Source organism: Pseudomonas sp. JAI111, assembly GCF_024809425.1.
Taxonomy (GTDB): domain Bacteria; phylum Pseudomonadota; class Gammaproteobacteria; order Pseudomonadales; family Pseudomonadaceae; genus Aquipseudomonas.
Genome location: NZ_JANUCB010000017.1, coordinates 1 through 21,395, shown reverse-complemented (window position 1 = coordinate 21,395; position 21,395 = coordinate 1). Strand labels below are relative to the sequence as shown.

Sequence of the window (21,395 nt, the reverse complement as noted above, 5' to 3'; positions counted from 1 at the left end):
GGCAGTCGACTGCCTTGTCATGGATTTTCTTTGGCCTGTGTTCAGCATGGAAACCGCAGATTTACTCGAGCGCTGCTACCCCGGCAGAAGAGCCGAACTCAAGCGCGACATCTTCAGAAAGGCCCTGGCCCTGTTCAACGAACAAGGGATCGAGGCCACGACCATCGAAATGATTCGCGCCGAATGCGATACCAGCGTGGGCGCGATTTACCATCACTTCGGCAACAAGGAAGGCCTGGTGGCCGCGTTGTTTTTCACCGCGCTGGACGATCAGGCGTTGCTTCGCGACCGCTACCTTGCAGAGGCCTCGACGACCGAAGAGGGCGTGCACGCGTTGGTGCACAGTTACGTCGATTGGGTGGACAGCCAGCCCGAGTGGGCGCGCTTCCAGTACCACGCCCGATTCGCCGTCACCAAAGGACCGTTCAAGGAAGAGCTGGCGAGCCGCAACAAGACACGCAACCAAAAGCTTGGGCAGTGGCTCGCAGAGCCTGGTCGGCGCGATGAGTTGAAGGCCTTTCCGGCCGAATTGTTGCCGTCGCTGATCATCGGCCAGGCGGACAGTTACTGCCGGGCATGGTTGTCGGGCCGGGTGACAGCCAGTCCGAAGGCCTACAGGGAATTGCTGGCGGAAGCGGCGTGGCGATCAATCTGTGACAATAGCCACGCCGATGCCCAGTAAGTCTTTTCCCGGAGTCAGAATTTCAATGCCGCACCTCACCCACTTCAAGGTCCCGTGCCCGGAGCACATCAACAGCCAGATCCTGCAGCTGGTCGTCGTCAACCTGACCGACATCAGCATGGTCGGCATCGCGCCGAGCAACCCGCTGTACAACGTGTACCAGTACGCGGTGGGCTACGAAGTGCACCTGTACCTGGAAGCCCTTGGCGGCGGCAAAGGCATTGCGGTCGAGTTGATCGTCGCCACCGACGAAGACGACCCCGAGAAGGTCATCGGCTTTTTGCTGTACCTGCCGGTCAAGGACGATCCCGACGCGTGCGGCGTGGCCTATATGGCCGTTGACGCCAGCTACCGTCGACGCGGTGTAGCGCGCGCCATGCTGCGCCAAATGATCGGTCGCTATCCGCACGCCGAACTGACCTGCACAGTGGCCAAGGTACCGTGGTTTGAGTCGATGGGGTTTCAGGTGCTCGGCGTGCGTGGCACGCAGGTGCTGATGAACACCCGCGACCACAGCAGCGAAGGCTTGATGGGACTGTTGGATGTCACATTTATCTACAGTTCTCTGGAGGTCCGGCAGATACATCACTACTTGCTGCAAAAACATGGAAAGCGCGTGATGGTTGATGCTGAAAAGCAGCGCGACCGGCATCTGGACCAAATGACCCACAACGCCAAGGTGTTTGTGCTGAATCGTTTAGGCCTCAACGCGGCAAACGAACCGCGTCTTGAATGACTCTCAAGTCCTTTCGAGAGCGCGCGGTCATCTAGCCGTGATATTCTGCGCGCCAACTTGGTTTGACCTATTCAGTTTGCCCGTCCTTGAGACGTGCCGACAGGATCAATGTCGCTCAAGTAGCTGAAGCCAATAATGATAAAAAGTCAGTTCAGTAGGGACATATAACTGAGGTCGATGGAGACACGTCGGCCTTGTGTGCCCACCCTCCAATCCTTATACGCAAGCACCCCACGACATCCTGCCTGAATGCCGTGAAACGAGGGTTTCGTTGTGAGGATGGAAGGGCGGATGGCGTTTTATCATAGGTGCTACAGATGTTTAAGAAAATGAACACAGCCCTGTTGGGGCTGGCTTTGTCGATGGGGATCACGTCCGTTCACGCGGAAGAGGCAAAGAAGGTCGATGTGTTGCTCATCGGCGGCGGCATCATGAGTGCCACCTTGGGTGTCTGGCTCAATGAGCTTGAACCTGACCTGTCGATGGAAATGGTCGAGCGCCTCGACGGCGTCGCCCAGGAAAGCTCCAACGGCTGGAACAACGCCGGTACCGGACACTCCGCCCTGGCCGAGTTGAATTACACGCCGGAAGACGAGAACGGCAAAGTTCAAATCACGAAAGCCATTGAAATCAACGAAGCCTTCCAGATCTCCCGTCAGTTCTGGGCCTGGCAGGTTCAGCAAGGCGTGCTGAAGAACCCGCGTTCGTTCATCAATTCCACGCCGCACATGAGCTTTGTGTGGGGCGATGACAACATCAAGTTCCTGAAGAAGCGCTACGAAGCCCTGCAAGCGAGCCCGCTGTTCGCCGGCATGCAGTACTCCGAAGACCCGGTGGTGATCAAGAAGTGGGTTCCGCTGATGATGGAAGGGCGCGACCCGAACCAGAAAGTCGCGGCCACCTGGAGCCCGATCGGCACCGACATGAACTTTGGCGAGATCACCCGCCAGTTCGTCGCGCACCTGCAAACCACGCCGAAGTTCGACTTGAAGTTGTCTAGCGAAGTGCAAGACATCACCAAGAACGCAGACGGCACCTGGCGCGTCAGCTACAAAAACCTGAAAGACGGCAGCAAGACCGAAACCGACGCCAAGTTCGTCTTCATCGGCGCTGGTGGCGGTGCACTGCACCTGCTGCAGAAGTCCGGCATTCCTGAAGCCAAGGAATACGCAGGCTTCCCGGTAGGCGGCTCGTTCCTGGTCACCGACAACCCGACCATCGCCGAGCAACACCTGGCCAAGGCCTATGGCAAAGCCTCCGTTGGCGCACCGCCAATGTCGGTTCCGCACCTGGATACCCGTGTCCTGGACGGCAAGCGCGTTATCCTGTTTGGCCCATTCGCGACCTTCAGCACCAAGTTCCTGAAGGAAGGCTCGTACCTGGACCTGCTGACCACCACGACCACGCACAACGTGTGGCCAATGACCAGAGTCGGCATCAAGGAGTACCCGCTGGTCGAGTACCTCGCCGGCCAACTGATGCTGTCTGATGAAGACCGTCTCAACGCCCTGAAAGAATACTTCCCGAACGCCAAAGCCGAAGACTGGCGCCTGTGGCAAGCCGGCCAGCGCGTGCAGATCATCAAGCGCGATGAAGCTGCCGGTGGCGTGCTGAAGCTGGGCACCGAGATCGTTGCTTCGCAAGACGGCACCATCGCCGGCCTGCTGGGCGCATCGCCGGGTGCATCGACCGCTGCGCCGATCATGCTGACCGTGCTGCAGAAAGTGTTCAAGGACAAGGTTGCAACGCCTGCCTGGCAGGAAAAACTGCATCAGATCGTGCCGAGCTATGGCACTCAACTGAACGGCAGTCCTGAGAAGGTTGCGCAGGAGTGGGCTTACACCGCCAAGGTGCTGCAACTGACTCCGCCGCCGGCGATTGGTCAGGTAGCGGCTCCGGTTGCTGCTCCGGCTGAAGCGCCAAAGGCCGCAAAGGCTAATGCTGCAAGTGACATGGCTTTGTAAGTAGAAGTCAGTCAAAAGCCCACTGAACCGGTGACGGTCAGTGGGCTTTTTTATGGGCGGGATTCAGTGTTAGCGCGTCACGCGTCGCAGACGAAATGATGTAAATCTCGCTGGTAATCCCTCAAACCGTAGGCGGCAGCTCGCGCGTAGAGCGCTGCAAAGGGTTGTGGGACTCGCCATCGGGAATCGACAGCGTCGCGCGCAATCCGCCTTCCGGTCGGTTGACCAAGGTGATGCGTCCGCCCAGTCGGGTGGCGATGGTGTTGACGATGGTCAGGCCCAGTCCGGCGCCGTGAGCATTGCCGCGACTGTAGAAACGCTCGAACAATCGCCCGCGATCCGCTTCGTCGATGCCCGGGCCTTGATCCTCGACGCTCAGCGTATAGAAACCGTCCGCCTGGTTTAACTGCACGGTGATGACGCCGTGTTCGGGGGAGAAGTTGGCGGCATTGCTGATCAGGTTGTTCAGGGCGATGTCGATGGCGGAGGCGTCTGCTACCACCTTAAAAGGGCGGTCGGTGACGTCAAAGGCCAGCTCAAGGTTTTTGCTCAGCAGCCAGGGAGTGAGCTGGGCCAGGCTGTCGCGTACGGTTTCGGCCAGGTCAATGCTGGTTAACACCGGCGCCAGGGCTTTGGGTTCAAGGCGCGCCATGGTCAGCAACTGATTGACCAGGCGGCTGGTGCGGTCGACGCCGGCAATCAGAAATTGCAAGGATTCTCGGCGCTCCTGTTCGGTGCCGGCCTCCAGCAGGTTTTGTGCATGCACGCGCAACACGGCCAGAGGCGTGCGCATTTCGTGGGCGGCATCGGCAATGAAGCGTCGTTCGCGGCCCAGCACTTCCTGAATCTGCGCGAGCATGCGGTTGAGCGCCGCTTGCATCGGCTCCAGTTCACTGGGCAACGGGTTCAGTTGCAACGGCTCCAGCGAACCGCTGTGCCGCGCGCGCAACGTTGCCGCCATGTTTTCCAGTGGCTTGAGGCCCCAGCCGATAGCCATCCAGATCATCGCCGCCAGGATCAGGCTGCCCAACACATTGGGCCAGAGGGTATGGCTCACGATCCGATCCACCAGGTCCGCACGCACATCGTCCAGTTCGCCGACCCAGATCCTCAAGTCATTTTGTTTATCCAGCAGCAGGAATGCGCGCCAGTGGCGATTGTTCAGATCGACCACGTCACTGAATCCTGGAGTTGCCGGCGGCGAACTGAAGGAGGGCGCGCTCGCCGTGTGCACCAGCACTTCGCCGTTGTGGCTCCAGACTTGAAAGGCCAGTTTGGATTCATAGGGATGGCCGTCGACCCGGGGTTCCGCTTCGCCCAGCGCCTTGTTGAACGCCTGGTAGAGATCGGCGTGTTGATTGCCGGCCATCGGCATGCGCATCACACCTTGCAACAGCCGGGCGTTCTGGGCCAGTTGGGCATCGTAGACTTCGGCGATCTCGTGATTGCTGTCGTGCAGGTTGAACAGGCTGATCACGGCCACCCCCACCAGCATCAGGCCGATGATCAGCGTGAGCGTGCGGCGGCGGATCGACGTCATCGACGCTCCTCCACCAAATAACCGACACCGCGAATGGTGCGGATCAGGTCGGTGGAGAATTTTTTGCGCAAGTTATGGATGTGCACTTCCAGGGTGTTGCTTTCAGCTTCCTCGTTCCAGCCATACAGCAACTGCATGAGGTGATCGCGGGTCATGACCCTGCCCGGCGGCGAGAGCAATTCGTGCAGCAGCTGGTATTCCTTGGGGGTCAGCGCCACCGGTTCGCCCTGGTAGCTGACTTGCTGGGTGCCGGGGTTCAGGCTGATTCCAGCATGTTCGATCAACAGCTGGGCGCGACCGGCACTGCGGCGCAACAAGGCCCGCAGGCGCGCTTTCAGTTCGGCGAGGTCGAAGGGCTTGATCAGGTAATCGTCGGCCCCGGCATCCAGCCCGGCAATGCGGTCTTCGGTCGCGTCCCGAGCGGTGAGGATCAGCACCGGCAGATTGGACCCGCTGTCACGCAAGCGCCGCAACACTTCGAGCCCGTCCATGCGTGGCAGGCCGAGGTCGAGCACCGCCAGGTCAAAATTTTCGCTGAGTAATGAATGCAGAGCGCTCGCGCCGTCCTGCAGCCAATCGACGGTGTAGCCCTCACGGCCCAAAGCCTGATGGATGCCTTCGCCCAAAGCCACGTCATCCTCGATCAGTAATAAGCGCACACGAACTCCTGTCAGTCGAGTTTCTTGTTAACGTCCATCAGCAACGCTGCGATCTCTTTGCGCCGGCCCGCGTCGGCGGTTTCCCGGCCTGGTCTTGGTTCGGCCTGCAGGGCTTTTTGCAGCGCGGTCCGAGCTTCGGCGTAACGTTTTTGACGGTAAAGGTGATCGCCCCAGAAGTACAGACTATCGATGCCGGTCGGGTTGAGTTGCAAGGCCTGCTTGAGTAACTGTTCGGCCTTGTCCGAATCGCCGAAACCGATGGGCCAGCCCGGGACACGATCATACAACGCGCCGAGGCTGGTATAGGCTGAGCCCTGCAGGGCTTTGGGGTCCAGGGACAGGGCTTTCTCCAAATCGGCTTTTGCCGCCTTCACTTTGCTCAACGCGCCGAGGCCGCCCTGTGCGCCCGCCCAACTGCTTTTGACAATGCCGGACCAGATCCAGGCTTCGGCGACCGATTGGCGTTCCTGGGTGAAGGCCGACGCTTGGGCCGACAGTTTTTCGAACGCGGCGGTGCGCTGCGCTTCGGGGACCTCGTATTGAATGTGCGCCCAGCTTTGCTGGATGCCGTTGAGGCGTTGCTGGTCGGTGGGGTCCAGCGCCCAGACACTTTGGCTCAAGACCCCCAACAATAGGCATGTGATGAATTTTTTCATGGTTCGAGGTTCTCGTTATCGGGCTTGTGACTCAGGCGCCGAATCAGTGGCAATTGCTTGCGCAAGCCTCGATCCACCAGATGCGGCAGCAGGCTGTTGAGGCGCACGAAAAAGCGTTCCGGCCAGCCCAGGTACAAGTCGCGCCGATCACCGGCGATTGCATGAATCACGGCGGACGCGACGGTTTGTGGGTCATCGACGTTGGCCTTGAGCGCATCGTTCAAGGCCTGCGCCGCCGGGCTGTTCATGCTGGTACGGGTGGCGCGCGGTGCGACGTAGAGCACGCTGACCCGGGTGTCCGCCAATTCCCGACGCAGGGCTTCGGAAAACCCGCGCAAGGCAAACTTGGTGGCGCAATAACTGGCGTAACCGGGGTAGCCGATAGAGCCATAAGTCGAACCGACGTTTACTACCATCGCGCTGTCGGCTTGTTTGAGCAGCGGCAGCAAGGTTTTGGTCAGGCAAATGGGCGCGCCAATGTTCACCGCGAGCATGGCGTGGATGTCGCTGTCCTCCAACTGTTCGAGCATGGCGAAGTGGTTGACCCCGGCGGCGTTGATCAGCAGGTTGATCCCGCCGATGGCTTCGGCCGCGCTCAGCACTTTGCGCCGGTCGGACAGCACGGTCAGGTCCGCGCCAATCCAGCACAACTGCTGCGGATAACGTTCAATCAAGGGCGTCAGCGGTTCCTTGTGCCGAGCCACCGCCAACACCCGGGCGCCGCTGGCACACAGGGCGGTGGCGATTGCCAGGCCGATGCCGCCACTGGCGCCGGTCAATACCACGCGAGCCTCAGACAGGCGCATGCAGATTCTCCCCGTTACGCGGCAAGCCACGGAACATGTCGGTGTAGAGCGTGTACACCACTTTGGAGGCGTGAATCACGGAGGCCTGGTCGGCCGGGTCTTCGAGCGTGTTCATCAATCGGCGATAGGTCTGCATGTGTTCAATGTCCAGAGCGCCATGGGAGCTGAGGTAGCTGAAAGCGCTTTCGGGCAAGTCCAGCCGTTCGCGAATGCTGCCCGCCGCGTGGGTGGCGAGGGCGATACTGGTGCCTTCGAGCACGTTGACCATGCCGAACAGACCGACCGGGTTGTCACGGGCAATCAAGTCGTAGAGATAGCTGACCATCAATTCGATTGGCAGGCTCGGCTGACCATCGCGCACGGCGTTGCGGTCGCCACCGCAGGCTTCGATATCGTCAAGCACCCACTGTTCGTGGCCGTATTCATCCTCGATGTATTCGCACACCGCTTTGCGCAGCCATTCCAGACGCGTTGGCAGACGCGCACCGCAGGCCATCATCAACGGCACGGTGTGGCGCACGTGGTAATAGGCTTGCGTCAAAAAAGCCCGGTAGCTTTCCAGGCTGACCCGGCCTTCAAGGGCGTCGAGAATGATTGGCAGGTTGAACAACGTGTGGCGTTCTTGTTGCGTGGCTTCTTGCAGGGTGTCGAAAAAACTCATGATGCGGATACCTCGGGAAATACCGATTCAGACAGTTGTGCCCGGTAACGCTCGACGATGGCGTCACGGCGCGGACGGCCATTGGCGGTGAGCAGGCCATTGGCGGGGGTGAAAGGCTGATCCAGACGGGTCCAGTGATGGACCTGGGCGTAATCGGGCAAGGCCTCGTTGGCCTGTGCCACGGCGGTGGCCAGTTCTTCATCGGTGCAGTCCGGGCGTTGAGGCCAGAGCAGCGCATGGTTGTGCGGCATGGCTTCGCCGTAGACGAAGGCCTGGGCGATATGGCGGCGCTGGGTCAATTCGGCCTCGACCCATTCCGGGTTGACGTTGCGTCCGAAACTGGTGACGAATTGATGCTTCTTTCGACCCTTGAGGTAGAGAAAACCTTCGGGATCGAACTCGCCGAGATCGCCGGTCGGCCACCATTCATCGGTGTGTGGCGCCTCGCCCAGATAGCCGAGCAGGGTGGAACCCTTGACCAGCACTTCGCCGTCCTCTGCCAGGCGAATCTCGACGTGGGGCAGGGGCCGACCGACGCTGCCTGGACGGCGTGCCTCGGGTCGATTGAGGCACACCACAGAGGCGCACTCCGACAGTCCGTAGCCTTCGTAAACCGGCACGCCTATCCGTTGTGCGCGATGCAGCAATTCTTCGCTGACCCGCGCGCCGCCCACTGCGGCAAAGCGTAATGCGCCGGGGTTGTAGGCTTTCTGTTCGGCGGCGCTGACCAGTAGCTGTAACAACTGCGGCACCAGGATCAGGCTCTCGGGTGCACGGGTCATCAGGCAGCCGAGCAACCGTGGAATATCAACACCGCTGGCGCCCTGAATTCCCAGGGTTTTCTGACTGGGCACGCTCAAGGTTGCACCGGCGTAAAGCGCGGCATAGCAACCGAGGTTTTCCAACAGGATCGCTAGCGGCAACAGGGCCAAATGATGCTGTGGATCGGTGGGCGTGCTGGCTTGATACAGTTCGCGAGCGACGGTCAGAAGGCTTTCGGCGCTCAGGCAAACACCTTTTGGTGTGCCCGTGGTGCCGGAGGTGAACGTCAATTTGGCGGTGCCTTTGGGTATCCGGTCCGGGCCGCTGAACGAGCGGCGCCAGAACGCCCCGGCTTTCTCGTACCCACACGCCAGAAGTTCGGCGTCGAGCTCCGGCTCGGCAATCACCAGCCCGGCCTGGCTCTGTTCCAGGCAGTGGCTACGTTGCGCCGGGCTGAAAAACGGCGGCAACGTCAGGCAGGTCAGGCCTTCAAACAACACAGCCAGGTCCCAGAGCATGGCTTCGACGCCATTCTCCAGCGCCAACGCCACCACCTTGACGTTTTCATCGCGCAGTCGCTCCTGGCGATACACCACGTCGGCGTACAGCTCGGAGTAATCCACTTTGAGCTGATCGCCCCACAAGGCAATGGTGTCGGGCTTGCGTGTGGCGTGGCTGCGCAGGATCTGTTTGAAGCGCTCGGTTTCAGGCGACATGGCTGGAATCCTCGATGGACGTTGGTAGCCCCAGGCGATTGAACATGCCGATGTTGCGTAGATGGATGAAGCCGGCGCGGATATTCCCGACATGCACCCAGGGTTTGCTCTCGTAGTAACTGCCCCAATGCTGGCGCTCATCGCCCAGTCGCTCGGGATCGGCCGCGCAGAGCGTCACGGGTTTCAAGCCCAGGCGATGAAAGCTGTTGACCAGGCCGACGTTGCCGGTGAAGGCCACCCATTCCAGGCCGCCCATGGCCAACAGATAGGTGATGGCGATGATGCTCATCCGCGCGCTGCCGGTGTCGCTGGCAGCCAGGTTGCCGACTTCGACAATGCCGGCGCGGTCCACCGGACGTTCGGCGGCGGCACTGATCAACGGTTCGATCGACTCGTCCAGATAACGCTCCAGAAACAAGTCCTCTGCGTTTGCCAATCGCACACCGACCACTGCTGTGAGCGTGCCCGAGGCATCGCTCATGCCGAACAACTCAGGCATGAAGTGACGAATGTCGGCACCATGGGCCTTGCGAAAGCGATGCTGGATAAACGCTTCAAAGACAGGACGCTCGATGTCGTCCGGTAACGCCCTGGCCAGATTCATCGGTGGCGTTTCGGCGTGGCCGAAGTGCAGGGGCAGAGGAATATTCCATTCAGAATCAAGCATTGGAAGACGCCTCCGGGTAGATTTTGGAGGAGTATTGGCGGTGTTTCTTAACGGAGTCTGAAGGTGAAATTCACGGTGTTATCGTGCCGATCTTCAGATTGCCTTAAGACTTCGCGGGCACGGTGTCGCCCTTCGGTGCGGTAACCCACCGGACCCCGGATGCGCGAATGACTCGGCAGCCGGCAATGACGTTTTTGAGGCCCTTTATGACCCGCGAATCAGTGACAAATCGGTACGGAAAACTCTCGATCACCCTGCATTGGCTGATGCTGGCGCTGTTCGTTGGCGTGTATGCCTGCATCGAGATCAAGGGGCTACTGCCCCGGGAGAGCACCGCCAGGGGCCTGTTTCTGGGGCTGCACGGCTTGTTCGGGCTGAGCATTTTTGCGCTGGTGTGGGTGCGTTTGCTCGGGCGCCTGACGCCTCGACCACCGATCACTCCATCACTGCCAAAATGGCAGACGGGCATTTCGCACCTGATGCACTTCGCCTTGTACGGCCTGATGATCGCCACGCCATTACTGGCTTGGCTGCTGCTCTCGGCAAGTGGCAAGCCGATGCCTTATTTCGAGTTCTACCTGCCATCGCTGGTGGCGGTCAATCCGGACCAGGCCAAGCTGTTCAAACACTGGCACGAACTGCTCGGCAGCGCCGGTTACTGGTTGATCGGCTTGCACGCGGCGGCGGGGCTGTTCCATCACTATTGGGTCCGCGACAACACCCTGACCCGCATGCTGCCGGGCCGATCCTCCGATGTCGTCAATCAGCGTCAGCGCTGATTGCGGCCGAGCCTTTTCATCGTCATCCAGAGACCTTGAATTCAACCTAATCCCCTGTGGGAGCGAGCCTGCTCGCGATGGCGTCAGCCCCGACGCCATCGATTTCAGACTGGAAATTGTCGCCCGACGTTTGATGCTTTAAACAGGTTTCAAGGCGCCCGTTTAAAGACACCCGGTGTTACGTCCCAAGGGCTACAACGTCTTGCGTCGTTGCCTACGCGTGCGCCAGAATCCGCCGGCTTGTGCGTCTGTGAGGTGGGCTATATCGTTTCCTGGTCACTGGAAAACAGTGATCGGGTTTGGTAGCCCGGTTTCGTATCACAGCGCATAGCATCACCTTTTATGGTGGCCATGCGTGGGGTCCTTTCGAGGGCGCCGGGAACTGATACGACCGGTCTACCAACCCGCGTATGGCCGCCACCTTCGTTTGGTAGCGAGTGTGATGGCTCCCTTTCAAATAAACTCGTATCAGGAGTTTTATCCATGACCAAACCCACACCCAACCCACCCGATACCGATCCAGCATCCCCCCTACGAATCCGTCGATTCCAAAAAATTCCACGACGCCGCTGAGCGTGCTCTCGACCATTACCTCAACCCAGGCGCCCTCATTATGGCCGCGGCCAACGAGCCCGAGCGCATGTTCCTCGTCAATCCCAAGTACGACACCGAATCCCTGCTGGCCAACGCCAGCGAATCACTGGGCTCGGCCACCACCATGCTCAGCAACTTCGCGGCATTGCTGGACCACTCACACCGCAAGACCTTGCTGGGAATTACCCAGGTGGTGATGTTGGGGGAATTGGCGGTAAATCAGGCGTTGGATCAGGTTGAAGTGAAGGAGTAGGGCAACTCCCTCTGTGACGAACGGCTGGTCTGGCGTCACAGAGGGTCGAGTCAATCGACAACCTACCGATGGGATTTCAACGGTCAGGTATCGGTGCTTCATCCAAAGCTTGTCTCGACGCATCAAAAAATTTGAACCGCTCTTGTACGCGCTCGCCTAATGATTAGCTTGTGGAGAATCGCACAGGCATTTTGCCAATACCGGCATACTCCAAGAGGTGATCAACGTGGCTAAAGACGACAAAAAAAGCAAAGGTGAAGCTTCGAGCGCCAGCAAGGATATGAAAGACAAAAAGTCTTCATCGACAAAGAAATCAGCTGCGGCCTCGGCTCTTTCGAAATCTTCCGATAAGAAAGACAAGAAAAAAGATGTCGAGCCAAAGAAATCTGCAAAAAAAGCTGATAGCAAGCCAGATAAGACTAAGAAGTCAGAGAAGGCAGATAAGCCGGCGAAGAAGAATAAGTGACTGAAAAGGGGATGGATTTACTTTCCTGAAAGTAAATCCATCCCCTCACTTTTTTGCTGGACTGCTTTTAACGCTTGATCAGCGAAATCTTGGTGCCTTCGATGCTGATCCCGGCCATCAACCCTTGCTGATCGAAGATAAACGCATACGCGTCGTCCTTCAGCGTCGAGCTTGAGAGATTCTTCGCAACCCCTTCATCAACCACCACAACCGTTGGTCCTACGCCGATTTCCCAACCCTTGGTTTCAGCGACATATTTCACGGCTTTGTCGGTCATCAGGAAAACCACATAGCCATACGACTGGGCGCCTGCCTGTAGCCCCCATGAGCCGCTGACAGAGTTGTAGTAATTCTCTACTTTCGAGCCCTTCATCAATACGCCTTCGCCATAGCTACCACCGAATACGAGGCCAGCCTTGATGATTTTCGGGAAGACAAGCACAGCCTTGGCTTTTTGCGAGATGGTTTCAGAAAACGGATGGGACTTGTAGAGCATTTGTAATGCTTGCCGGGATTCGGCATTCAGATCTTCGGCGGTGGCCGCACCCGCCGTGTTGAGGAAACTCGCCGAGGCCAGTGATGCCGCTGCGAGGAAGATCGACAGGAAGAAGCGCATTGATTGAGTCATTTGCATACTCCGACAAGGGAGCATTGGATGAAAGCAGCAGTCCGCGCCTGCGTTACACAGAACCGAACCCACTGAACGTTATCCGGCGCACCCTAAAGTGTGTGATTTGCAAGCGCCGCGCTTGAGTGGAGCAGACCGAGGGGTCTTTGATCAGTCGCGGTGCCATCATTGGTTGTGACCACTGTGCGAGGGCCAAGGTTCGCTGTCAGAGGGGCTGATTTTGGCCGATTACTGCCCTGACGAAAGACTGTAATCGACCTCATGCCATTCTAATTCGGTGCCCGTCGTGGTTCGACGCGTGGTAAGCGTCGGCGATCGAGAAACTAAACGGTTCTGACTGACAATGCTTTTTGCCGACGATACAGAATCGTCGTCGCCGTGAATCCGCACACCGCCGCGAACATCAGCCAGTAGGCAGGTGATGCCTTGTCGCCCGTGGCCTGGACAAGCAGCGTCGAGATTGCCGGGGTAAAACCGCCAAACACCGCGGTGGCCAAACTGAAGGCCAGTGAAAACCCGACTACCCGCACGTTCTGTGGCATGACTTCGGTCAGTGCCGCGACCATGGCGCCGTTATAAATGCCAAAGAAGAATGAGAAGTACAGCAGAACAGCGAGCAGGCGTTCGAAACTTGCCGCTTCTGCCAGCCAGTGCATGGCGGGATAGGCGGTCAAAATGCACAGCAACGATATCGCCAGCAACAGTGGCCGACGGCCAATGCGGTCGGAGAGGGCGCCGCCGACAGGCAGCCAGATAAAGTTGCTGATGCCGACCAGCAGTGTGACCGCCAGGCTGTCGGAGGTGCTTAAATTCAGCACTGTCCTGCCAAACGTCGGTGTGTAAACCGTAATCAGGTAGAACGTGGTGGTGGTCATGGACGCCAGCAAGCCGCCCGCCAGTACGGTGCGCCAGTTGTCACGCATCGAGCGAAAAACTTCACGAGTTGTTGGACGATGGCTACGAGCAGTGAAGGCAGCGGTTTCTTCCAGTGAGCGGCGAATAATGAAAATGAACGGGATGATCACGCAGCCAATGAAGAACGGAATACGCCAGCCCCAATCGGCGATCTCGGCGGCTTGCATCGTGGCGTTGATCGTGTAGCCCAATGCGGCCGCGACGACGATCGCCACCTGTTGGCTGGCCGATTGCCAACTGGTGTAGAAACCGGTGTGACCGGGGGTGGAAATTTCCGCCAGATACACGGAAACACCGCCCATTTCCGCTCCGGCGGAGAAGCCCTGGAGCAGCCTGCCCAACAGCACCAGAATCGGTGCCGCCACGCCGATGGCGGCATAGCCCGGCACCAGGGCGATCAGTACGGTACCGGTGGCCATGATCGACAGCGTCACGATCAGCCCCTTGCGACGGCCCACTTTGTCGATGTACGCCCCCAGCACAATGGCGCCTAACGGACGCATCAGGAATCCGGAGCCGAATACCGCGAAGGTCATCATCAGCGAGGCAAACTCGCTGGTGGCCGGAAAGAAAGTCTGAGAGATGTAGGTCGCGTAGAACCCGAACAGAAAGAAGTCGAACTGCTCGAGAAAGTTACCGCTGGTGACCCGCAAAATGGCGCCCAATTTGGACCCCTTGGCTTGGGGTGTTGCCGTTGTCGTTTTCATCATGGCTACCGTTATGCTCACTATTGTTTTTGGAATGAGTGTTTTTAACCGTCAGTCACTGCCGGCGTTGATCGGGTTGGGTTGACGCTTCTCGATCGCGTGTTTGAGCAGCGCTGCGCTGCGGAATATTCCATGGGCGAATTTGCTGTAGGGCATGGTCAAGAAAAACGCCATGACCAGGCCGAGATGGATCGCCAACATCAAGCCCAAGGCGCTGGTTTCACGCAAAACCAGTAGTGCCAGGCCACTTGCGCTGACCAGAAACAGCAGCGCGATGAAGCCGCGATCCATGGGTTTTTGTTTCTCATCGCCGTGCGCAGGGTTGCGACGCAGGTTCAGCCAAAGAAGACCCGCCGGGCCGATCAGCAGGCCGATGCCACCGGCAATCCCCAACATCACCGGCAAGCTGAAGATCGGATAAGGCGCCGACCACTTCAGCAGATAGTGAAAGAGCGTGGCGACACCGGTGGCGGCGAAGCACAGCATGAAGCCGTAGAAGGTGAGGTGGTGGAATCGGCGTCGCCACAGGGTGAATTGATCGTCGGCGTTGTTGCAGCCTTCGCCATGGCCACCGTCCAGGTATTTGAGCTTCGCGACGTTGGCCGTAGCCTCCAATGCAGCGGACGTTTTCAACGGCAGTGGCGCTGCGACCGGTGAAACGTTGCGCCAGAAGCGCCGTACACCCATGGTCAGGGCAAGTACCGCAAAGCCAAACACTGAGCCAAACATCAGCGCCAGGGTGTTATGCGGGAAAATCTTGTAGAAGTTGCCCCCGGGAATGGCCGTGTACAGGTTGCCCATGAGCATCAGGGTCAGGCATAAAAACAACGCCAGTGCCCCTCCGGAAGCCAGCGCCAGGGTCAGGCCGTTGCGCTGATACAACCTGCCCATCACTTGCGGCCAGGCGTATTCGGCGTAAGTATCCAGGCGCACTTTGGCCATGGCTTTGGGTATGTTGACGTCGAATTCGTGTGGGGCGGCGTACTGACAGGCGTGCAGGCACGCGCCGCAGTTATGACACAAGTTCGCCAGGTAATGGATGTCGGCCTGGGTGAATTCCAGGCGCCGGGTCATCGCCGGAAATACCGCGCAAAAGCCTTCGCAATAACGGCAGGCATTGCAGATGGTCATCTGCCGCTGGACTTCACTTTCGTCAAGATTCAATACCGGGATCAACCCGCCCGACGCTTGGGGATCAAACAGTTGCATGTCGAGACTCCGTGTTTACAGATGAAACGCCAAAGCCCACCGAAGCGGCCGCCTGCACACCGGCGATACGGCCAAACGCGGTACCGATGGCCATGCCGATGCCGGCGGTGTAGCCCTTGCCGAGAACATTGCCGGCCATCATTTCTCCCGCGACGAACAGGTTGGGGCTCGCTTTACCGTTGAAATGCACGGCAGCGGTTTCGTCGGTGGCGAGGCCGAGGTAGGTGAACGTGACACCCGGTTTAAGCGGGTACGCGTAGAAAGGTGGTTTCACCAATGGCCGCGCCCAATGGGTTTTGGCGGGCATCAGTCCTTGGGTGTGGCAGTCGTCCAACGCCGTGTGATCGAACGTGCCAACACGGCAGGCGCGGTTGTAGTCCTCGACAGTCTTGACGAATTTTTCTTGAGGCAGCTTCAACTGGCGGGCAAGGTCTTGCAGAGTATTGGCGGTAGTTCCGGGAAAGACCGGTGGCATGAAGCGGCCGATGGCTTGTTGATCGATGATCGAATACGCCTGCTGACCGGGTTGTCCGGCCACCAGACGCCCCCAGATCGCATAACGTTTCGGCCAGAAATCCTCACCTTCGTCGTAAAAGCGTTCGCCATCACGATTGACCACCACACCCAGCGATACGCAGTCGATTCGGGTGCAGATGCCGCCGTCGTAGAGTGGCGCGCGGGCATCAATTGCGACCATATGTGCTTGCGTCGGATCGCCGATCACATCTGCGCCGAGGTCGAGCATGCGCCGTAGCAAAATGCCGGTGTTGAATCGGGTGCCCCGGATCAGGAAATTGTCCGATGGCCATTCACCGCGTTCGTTCTGACCCCACGCTTCGCGCAGCCATTCACGGTTGGATTCGAAGCCGCCGGCCGCCAACACGCAGGCCCGGGCTTCAATGCGTTCTGCGGCGAAACGCTGACCATCGACCTCATGTTCGCCCACATGGGCGGCGACGAATTTCCCCTCATCCAACTCGATGTCGGTCACTTGCGCGTTGTAGCGAACTTTTACACCCAGGCGCTCGGCGCTGCGGAAATAGGCATTGACCAGCGCTTTGCCGCCGCCCATAAAAAATGCATTGGTCCGCGCCACGTGCAGCGCGCCGGACAGCGGTGGCTGAAAATGCACGCCGTGTGAACGCATCCAGTCGCGGCAAGAGGACGATGCCCGAATTGCAATGCGCGCAAGCTTTTCATCGGTAAGGCCACTGGTGACCTTCAGCAGGTCTTGCCAGTATTCTTCTTCCGGATAGGCATCGATCAGCACGTCCTGCGGTTCGTCGTGCATGCACCGCAGGTTACGGGTGTGTTGGGAGTTGCCACCGCGCCAGATTTTCGGAGAGGCCTCCAGCAGCATCACGCTGGCGCCGGCTTCTCGCGCCATCAGGGCGGCGCACAAGGCAGCGTTGCCACCCCCTATGATTAAAACATCGATCATTATCGCTCCTCGATTTGCAAGGAAGCGGGAACGAAGTGCTCCTTGCGAGTGGGGAGAACGATAGGGTGAGGAAAGAGTGGCCGAAAGGCTGCGTTTGACTCGGGGTGTTTAGTTTTTCTAAAGGCTTTGTCGTCAAGAGAGACTAATGTGTCCGGGGGTAAGGAGGATTACGCGTCAACACCTTCTATCCAGGTAGCTCCAGGCCACTGTTTGTCGACGACCAGTTGTCGCGCCACATCGACGATGACCAACCGCGTTGCCAGCGCCGCCGGAGAGAGTTCGTCGTCAGCCAGCGTCGCCAGAAGATTACGCCGGCCCACATGGGGATCGGCAATCCTGACCAGTGAAAGTCCGGACCCGTCTTTCAATGCAGCGGCCGCCCCCGGTTGAATCGTTGCTGCATGACCTGCCCGAACGGCGTTCATCAACACAGCGAGACCGTCGACTTCCATAATCACATTGGGTGTTAGCCCGACCCGCTCGAACGCGCTCATCAATGCCGAGCGCAATCCATGTTGCGCGCTGGGCATCACCAGCGGCAGGCCGCCGAGGTCCGCTAACTGCACGCTATCACCAGAAGGCGCTTGAGGCAGGCTGGGCGAAGCAATGACAAACAACTTTTCATCCAGCAGCGGAGTCACGCTCCAGCGTTTACCCCCTTCGAGCTGGAACAGGATGGCCAGATCAATTTGCCGTGCGTTGAGCTGCGCCGCCAAGTGGCCGGAAAGCATTTCCACCAAATGCAGTTGTATGTCCGGATAGCGCGCACGCATTGCGTTGATCAACGGCAACGCGAGCACCGTTGCGGTGGTCGGCGGTAAGCCGACGCTGACATAACCGCTCATTCGCCCGCGATGGGCGGCCATGATTGCGTTTTCCGCCTGGCGTAGCGTCAATTGGGCATGGTGTAAAAACGCAAGTCCGGCGCTAGTGGGCGTCACGCCGGTAGAGGTTCGATTCAGGAGGCGGGTGCACAGTTCGCTTTCCAGCTTGGAGATTTGCTGACTGAGGGCTGACACGCCAACGTCCAGTTCAAGTGCCGCACGCCCCAGGCTGCCAAGCTCGATGATTTTTACGAAATAGCGTAGTTGTCTCAATTCCAATGTGGCTGCTCCTCGTGAATTTGCAATTCAAATACCTGAACGTTTGCCACGCAAGCTGCGAAGCACGAAGAGGCAGCATTGTCGCAGGTTTGGGTTGACCGTTGAGCGCGTGGGCTTTGTCGAGGACTGGTAGCAGCGGACCCGAAGCTTTCATCGAGACAATGGTCACTGATCCTGGATTTCATACCAGGGTGCCTTGGACGTGACTTCGATATGTTGCTGCTTGTCGGTAGTAAAGGTCATGTCTAGCGAACCCAACGTTATAAATATCCAGTCTGCGCGGGCGAAACATGATCAAACCACAACGGGCCGCAACTCGTGCGCCAGTTCAATCAGTGCGCGCAATCGCGCCGGCACGAAGCGATGGCCCGAGTAGTAGAGCCTCAACCCGCCAAACGACGGGCACCACGGCATCAACACCGGCACCAGTGCGCCGCTTGCCAGTTCTTCCAGGATGAACCACTCGGAAATGAAACCAATGCCAAGGCCCAACAACACGGCCTGCTTGATCGCCAGCAACTCATTGAACGCGAAGCGTACCGGCAGATCCATCTGCAACTTCTGGCCGTCGCGCTCCAATTCCCACTGGTAGAGGCCTCCGTGGGCCATGCGCATGCCGATGCTCTGGTGGGAGAGCAGATCTCGCGGATGCTCGGGCACGCCGTGGCGTTCGAGGTACTCGGGCGTTGCCACCACGAGCATCCGGATGTCACCTGACAGTGCCACGGCAATCATGTCTTGCGGCACGGACTCTGCCAGGCGAATCCCGGCGTCGAAGCCACCGGAGATGATGTCGACCATGCTTGATTCGCTGACGATGTCGATGCGCACTTCGGGATAGCGCAGAGCGTACTGTTTCAATAGCGGCTCCAACAGCAGGTAGGCCGCGCCATTCGGTGCATTGATGCGCAATGTGTCGCTGGGTTCATCGGGGCCGACGCTGGCTTCTTCGCCGGCACTTTTGATCTGTGCCAACGCAGGTGCGATGCGTGCCACGTAGCGCTGCCCGATGTCGGTGAGGGCAACGCTGCGCGTGGAGCGATTGAACAGGCGTACTTTCAGGCGCGCTTCCAGGCCAGCCACCGCGCTGCTCACGGCGGTGGTGGACATGCCCAACTCCTGTGCTGCGCCGCGAAAACTGCTGCGGCGCGCAACGGCCAGAACCACTTCCAGTTCGGTCATTCCTGTTCTGTGCATGGATTGTCCTGAAAATGCGGATTCTTCATGAGCCAAAGGATAGCTTATCGGAACAATGAACTCTTCTTAGACTTCGCTTCACAGAGGCTCGATTCAGGCGAGTCATTTTGAGCGAGGAGTTTCCATGCAACGCATTGAACATATCTACATCAACGGCGAGTTCGTCATTCCACACGGTCAGGAATGGTTCGACCTTCATAACCCGAGCACCGAGGAAGTCATCGGTCAGGTTCGGCTGGGAGATGCTCTGGACGCACAGCGTGCGATCACAGCCGCCAAGGTAGCGTTCCCGGCGTGGGCTCGTACCAGCCGGGAGGAGCGCATTGCGGCACTGCAACGCATGCACCGGGCCGTGGCGGCAAGGGAGGAAGAACTGCTGGAGGCGATCCTCGTGGAATACGGCGCACCTGCGGTCCGCGGGCGCTGGATGGCGACTTATCCGACTGACGTGATCGCGCAAGCAATCGATGCACTGGAGGCGTTCGATTTCGAGGAGCAGGTTGGCATGGCCAGGGTCATTCTGACGCCCGTGGGCGTTACCGGTCTGATCACACCCTGGAACAGCAATGCGGGCTTCATCTGCAACAAGCTGGCTACCGCGCTGGCGGCAGGCTGCACCGCTGTCATCAAGCCGAGCGAGATGAGCGCGTTGCAGACGCAGGTCGTGGTCAATGCGTTGCACGAAGCGGGGCTGCCACCGGGAGTATTCAATATCGTCAACGGACGAGGCGATGTTGTAGGCGAGGAAATCGCCCGTCATCGCGACGTTGCCAAGATCTCGTTCACGGGGTCGTCCGCTATCGGCCAACATCTGCTAAAAACCGGTGCTGACACCATGAAGCGCGTGACGCTTGAACTCGGCGGCAAGTCGCCCACCGTGGTGCTTGACGATGCGGATTTCCAGGCAGTCATGCCGCTGGTGCTGCAAGCCGGATTTCTCAACAGCGGCCAGGCTTGCATCGCGGGCACTCGCATCCTCGTGCCGCGCAGCCGGCTGGCAGAGTTCGAGCGGATTGCGAAGGAGGGGGTCTCACAGATTCACTCGGACGATCCACGCAACGCCGACACCGACATCGGTCCGATGGTGAGCCAGAAACAATGGGAACGGGTGCAGCGCTACATCCGTACCGGCCAGGAAGAAGGCGCGAGGTTGTTGGCGGGTGGCGAAGGTCGCCCGGAAGGCTTGCATGCCGGATGGTTCGTGAAGCCCACGATCTTCACTGATGCCAACAACCGGATGCGCATCGCCCGTGAGGAAATCTTCGGCCCGGTGCTGACGATCATCCCCTACGAGGATGATGCTGATGCGATCAGCATTGCCAACGATACGGACTATGGGCTGAGCGCCCTGGTGCTGGGAAAAAGCTCCGAACGTTGTATGAACGTCGCCCGTCAGATCGATTCGGGACGCGTGCTCATCAACACCCTGGCCCACGAACCGCGTGCCCCCTTCGGTGGATTCAAGCATTCAGGCCTTGGGCGCGAAATGGGCAGGTGGGGGATGAGCGCGTATTTGGAGCCGAAGACGTTGATCAGGTATGACCCGTTGAAATGACTGGGTCAGGTTCCTGTGTGAGAGCACTGGATGGGGAATGGCAGCCAGCGTCCGCTTTTGGCCGTTTTCAGCCGGTCGCGACAGGCAACAATCGGCCAAGAGCAGACTGTGGACAGGTAGCCGCTGATGTCTCTACGCTGGGCGATCCAGTGACAGCACAGCGGCAAAAAAAGGAGTATTCATGTTGGAAGTCGCCATTGATCGAGATAGCGTTCATGCAGGAGACGATCTGGGAGGCCATGCGACGTCGATCACACTCGATCCATCAGCAACGCTGCGTGCCTTAATCGAAGTGATACAAGATGCGGGCTACTTACCTGGTATCAATGGAGGCAAGGCTACTTGGATTATTTTTTCGTCTGACAAACCAATAGGTGTTTTAGCGCAGCAATGGCCAGAACCTAAATTGACCGTGCCGCCCGAGAGCATCGTGGATCAATATTTCGGAAATACCGAACCTCGCCTTCTGTTCAGATATTGGTGCCAAGCAGATCCAGATCAGGTCTTTTCGCATATCAAGGCCGGAAAAGAGCCACCATCACGATTTTAGGATTGGCGGTGGACATTTCTGTCGATCAATGCGGTACATATGACTGCTATGGGTCCAGGCCGTGTGAAAACGCACTGAATACGTCGAAAGTTGAGAGCTACGGGCGTTGCCTGCGAAACCAGCAGACTGAAGCGCGAATTGCCCTCGTC

General features: G+C 58.7%; 20 protein-coding genes and 1 pseudogene. 8 read left to right on the top strand and 13 right to left on the bottom strand.

Annotated elements, in window-relative coordinates; genetic code table 11:
* The first annotated feature begins 46 nt into the window (after positions 1-46).
* The 3 genes from HNR03_RS31030 to mqo all read left to right on the top strand — a co-directional run bounded on the left by HNR03_RS31030 (position 47) and on the right by mqo (position 3,382).
* Positions 47-682, top strand: a complete 636-nt coding sequence (locus HNR03_RS31030; RefSeq protein ID WP_259158178.1) for a TetR/AcrR family transcriptional regulator — start codon at positions 47-49, stop codon at positions 680-682.
* Between the two features lie 25 nt (positions 683-707).
* Positions 708-1,418, top strand: coding sequence for a GNAT family N-acetyltransferase (locus HNR03_RS31025; RefSeq protein ID WP_259158176.1), 711 nt, complete (start codon positions 708-710; stop codon positions 1,416-1,418).
* A gap of 317 nt (positions 1,419-1,735) precedes the next feature.
* Positions 1,736-3,382, top strand: coding sequence for a malate dehydrogenase (quinone) (gene mqo / locus HNR03_RS31020; protein ID WP_259158175.1), 1,647 nt, complete (start codon positions 1,736-1,738; stop codon positions 3,380-3,382).
* 121 nt (positions 3,383-3,503) lie between these two features.
* Here the strand turns inward: mqo and HNR03_RS31015 are convergent, their stop codons facing one another.
* From HNR03_RS31015 to HNR03_RS30985, 7 genes are read right to left on the bottom strand one after another with little or no spacing between them, the layout of a single operon-like run.
* Positions 3,504-4,922, bottom strand: coding sequence for an ATP-binding protein (locus HNR03_RS31015; protein WP_259158173.1), 1,419 nt, complete (start codon positions 4,920-4,922; stop codon positions 3,504-3,506).
* Positions 4,919-5,581 (bottom strand): response regulator, encoded by a 663-nt coding sequence (locus HNR03_RS31010; protein WP_259158169.1) that lies wholly within the window; start codon positions 5,579-5,581, stop codon positions 4,919-4,921. The genes HNR03_RS31015 and HNR03_RS31010 overlap by 4 nt, the downstream gene beginning before the upstream one ends.
* An 11-nt stretch (positions 5,582-5,592) precedes the next feature.
* The gene (locus HNR03_RS31005) at positions 5,593-6,237 is read right to left on the bottom strand and encodes a tetratricopeptide repeat protein (RefSeq protein WP_259158166.1); all 645 of its coding nucleotides are present in this window, start codon (positions 6,235-6,237) and stop codon (positions 5,593-5,595) included.
* On the bottom strand, positions 6,234-7,043 hold the full coding sequence (locus HNR03_RS31000) for an SDR family oxidoreductase (RefSeq protein WP_259158162.1): 810 nt from the start codon (positions 7,041-7,043) through the stop codon (positions 6,234-6,236). The genes HNR03_RS31005 and HNR03_RS31000 overlap by 4 nt, the downstream gene beginning before the upstream one ends.
* The gene (locus HNR03_RS30995; RefSeq protein ID WP_259158159.1) at positions 7,030-7,704 is read right to left on the bottom strand and encodes a TenA family transcriptional regulator; all 675 of its coding nucleotides are present in this window, start codon (positions 7,702-7,704) and stop codon (positions 7,030-7,032) included. The genes HNR03_RS31000 and HNR03_RS30995 overlap by 14 nt, the downstream gene beginning before the upstream one ends.
* Positions 7,701-9,182, bottom strand: coding sequence for an AMP-binding protein (locus HNR03_RS30990; RefSeq protein WP_259158158.1), 1,482 nt, complete (start codon positions 9,180-9,182; stop codon positions 7,701-7,703). Before HNR03_RS30990 ends, HNR03_RS30995 begins: the two co-directional genes overlap by 4 nt.
* Complete coding sequence (locus tag HNR03_RS30985; RefSeq protein WP_259158156.1) at positions 9,172-9,849, bottom strand: thermostable hemolysin; 678 nt, start codon at positions 9,847-9,849, stop codon at positions 9,172-9,174. Before HNR03_RS30985 ends, HNR03_RS30990 begins: the two co-directional genes overlap by 11 nt.
* A 206-nt stretch (positions 9,850-10,055) precedes the next feature.
* Between HNR03_RS30985 and HNR03_RS30980 the strand changes: the two genes are divergently transcribed.
* The 3 genes and pseudogenes from HNR03_RS30980 (at position 10,056) to HNR03_RS30970 (ending at position 11,941) form a co-directional block, all read left to right on the top strand.
* Positions 10,056-10,628, top strand: coding sequence for a cytochrome b (locus HNR03_RS30980; protein ID WP_259158155.1), 573 nt, complete (start codon positions 10,056-10,058; stop codon positions 10,626-10,628).
* A 483-nt stretch (positions 10,629-11,111) separates the two neighbouring features.
* Positions 11,112-11,475: pseudogene (locus tag HNR03_RS30975) on the top strand (DUF6124 family protein).
* A gap of 217 nt (positions 11,476-11,692) precedes the next feature.
* Positions 11,693-11,941, top strand: coding sequence for a hypothetical protein (locus HNR03_RS30970; RefSeq protein WP_259158153.1), 249 nt, complete (start codon positions 11,693-11,695; stop codon positions 11,939-11,941).
* Between the two features lie 67 nt (positions 11,942-12,008).
* Here HNR03_RS30970 and HNR03_RS30965 read toward each other — a convergent pair whose 3' ends face one another.
* From HNR03_RS30965 to HNR03_RS30940, 6 genes are all read right to left on the bottom strand, one after another.
* The gene (locus tag HNR03_RS30965) at positions 12,009-12,569 is read right to left on the bottom strand and encodes a YSC84-related protein (RefSeq protein WP_222587380.1); all 561 of its coding nucleotides are present in this window, start codon (positions 12,567-12,569) and stop codon (positions 12,009-12,011) included.
* 323 nt (positions 12,570-12,892) lie between these two features.
* On the bottom strand, positions 12,893-14,194 hold the full coding sequence (locus tag HNR03_RS30960; RefSeq protein WP_259158150.1) for an MFS transporter: 1,302 nt from the start codon (positions 14,192-14,194) through the stop codon (positions 12,893-12,895).
* 48 nt (positions 14,195-14,242) lie between these two features.
* The gene (gene tcuB, locus HNR03_RS30955) at positions 14,243-15,400 is read right to left on the bottom strand and encodes a tricarballylate utilization 4Fe-4S protein TcuB (RefSeq protein WP_259158147.1); all 1,158 of its coding nucleotides are present in this window, start codon (positions 15,398-15,400) and stop codon (positions 14,243-14,245) included.
* The gene (gene tcuA / locus HNR03_RS30950) at positions 15,387-16,841 is read right to left on the bottom strand and encodes an FAD-dependent tricarballylate dehydrogenase TcuA (RefSeq protein ID WP_259158145.1); all 1,455 of its coding nucleotides are present in this window, start codon (positions 16,839-16,841) and stop codon (positions 15,387-15,389) included. The genes tcuB and tcuA overlap by 14 nt, the downstream gene beginning before the upstream one ends.
* Positions 16,842-17,008: 167 nt before the next feature.
* A complete protein-coding gene (locus HNR03_RS30945; RefSeq protein ID WP_259158143.1) occupies positions 17,009-17,944 on the bottom strand; it encodes a LysR substrate-binding domain-containing protein in 936 nt (311 codons plus the stop codon).
* A gap of 294 nt (positions 17,945-18,238) precedes the next feature.
* On the bottom strand, positions 18,239-19,141 hold the full coding sequence (locus HNR03_RS30940) for a LysR family transcriptional regulator (RefSeq protein ID WP_259158141.1): 903 nt from the start codon (positions 19,139-19,141) through the stop codon (positions 18,239-18,241).
* A 124-nt stretch (positions 19,142-19,265) separates the two neighbouring features.
* Here HNR03_RS30940 and HNR03_RS30935 point away from each other — a divergent pair, with 124 nt between their 5' ends.
* Together HNR03_RS30935 and HNR03_RS30930 are read left to right on the top strand one after the other, a co-directional pair.
* Positions 19,266-20,696, top strand: a complete 1,431-nt coding sequence (locus tag HNR03_RS30935) for an aldehyde dehydrogenase family protein (protein WP_259158140.1) — start codon at positions 19,266-19,268, stop codon at positions 20,694-20,696.
* A gap of 181 nt (positions 20,697-20,877) precedes the next feature.
* Positions 20,878-21,246 (top strand): hypothetical protein, encoded by a 369-nt coding sequence (locus tag HNR03_RS30930; RefSeq protein ID WP_259158138.1) that lies wholly within the window; start codon positions 20,878-20,880, stop codon positions 21,244-21,246.
* Positions 21,247-21,395: the final 149 nt, after the last annotated feature.

Excerpts from the sequence above, each read along its gene's own strand:
- HNR03_RS31030 (WP_259158178.1), top strand. The coding sequence starts at position 47 with ATGGAAACCGCAGATTTACTCGAGCGCTGCTACCCCGGCAGAAGAGCC.
- HNR03_RS31025 (WP_259158176.1), top strand. The coding sequence starts at position 708 with ATGCCGCACCTCACCCACTTCAAGGTCCCGTGCCCGGAGCACATCAAC.
- mqo (WP_259158175.1), top strand. The coding sequence starts at position 1,736 with ATGTTTAAGAAAATGAACACAGCCCTGTTGGGGCTGGCTTTGTCGATG.
- HNR03_RS31015 (WP_259158173.1), bottom strand. The coding sequence starts at position 4,922 with ATGACGTCGATCCGCCGCCGCACGCTCACGCTGATCATCGGCCTGATG.
- HNR03_RS31005 (WP_259158166.1), bottom strand. The coding sequence starts at position 6,237 with ATGAAAAAATTCATCACATGCCTATTGTTGGGGGTCTTGAGCCAAAGT.
- HNR03_RS31000 (WP_259158162.1), bottom strand. The coding sequence starts at position 7,043 with ATGCGCCTGTCTGAGGCTCGCGTGGTATTGACCGGCGCCAGTGGCGGC.
- HNR03_RS30995 (WP_259158159.1), bottom strand. The coding sequence starts at position 7,704 with ATGAGTTTTTTCGACACCCTGCAAGAAGCCACGCAACAAGAACGCCAC.
- HNR03_RS30990 (WP_259158158.1), bottom strand. The coding sequence starts at position 9,182 with ATGTCGCCTGAAACCGAGCGCTTCAAACAGATCCTGCGCAGCCACGCC.
- HNR03_RS30985 (WP_259158156.1), bottom strand. The coding sequence starts at position 9,849 with ATGCTTGATTCTGAATGGAATATTCCTCTGCCCCTGCACTTCGGCCAC.
- HNR03_RS30980 (WP_259158155.1), top strand. The coding sequence starts at position 10,056 with ATGACCCGCGAATCAGTGACAAATCGGTACGGAAAACTCTCGATCACC.
- HNR03_RS30965 (WP_222587380.1), bottom strand. The coding sequence starts at position 12,569 with ATGACTCAATCAATGCGCTTCTTCCTGTCGATCTTCCTCGCAGCGGCA.
- HNR03_RS30960 (WP_259158150.1), bottom strand. The coding sequence starts at position 14,194 with ATGATGAAAACGACAACGGCAACACCCCAAGCCAAGGGGTCCAAATTG.
- tcuB (WP_259158147.1), bottom strand. The coding sequence starts at position 15,400 with ATGCAACTGTTTGATCCCCAAGCGTCGGGCGGGTTGATCCCGGTATTG.
- tcuA (WP_259158145.1), bottom strand. The coding sequence starts at position 16,841 with ATGATCGATGTTTTAATCATAGGGGGTGGCAACGCTGCCTTGTGCGCC.
- HNR03_RS30940 (WP_259158141.1), bottom strand. The coding sequence starts at position 19,141 with ATGCACAGAACAGGAATGACCGAACTGGAAGTGGTTCTGGCCGTTGCG.
- HNR03_RS30935 (WP_259158140.1), top strand. The coding sequence starts at position 19,266 with ATGCAACGCATTGAACATATCTACATCAACGGCGAGTTCGTCATTCCA.
- HNR03_RS30930 (WP_259158138.1), top strand. The coding sequence starts at position 20,878 with ATGTTGGAAGTCGCCATTGATCGAGATAGCGTTCATGCAGGAGACGAT.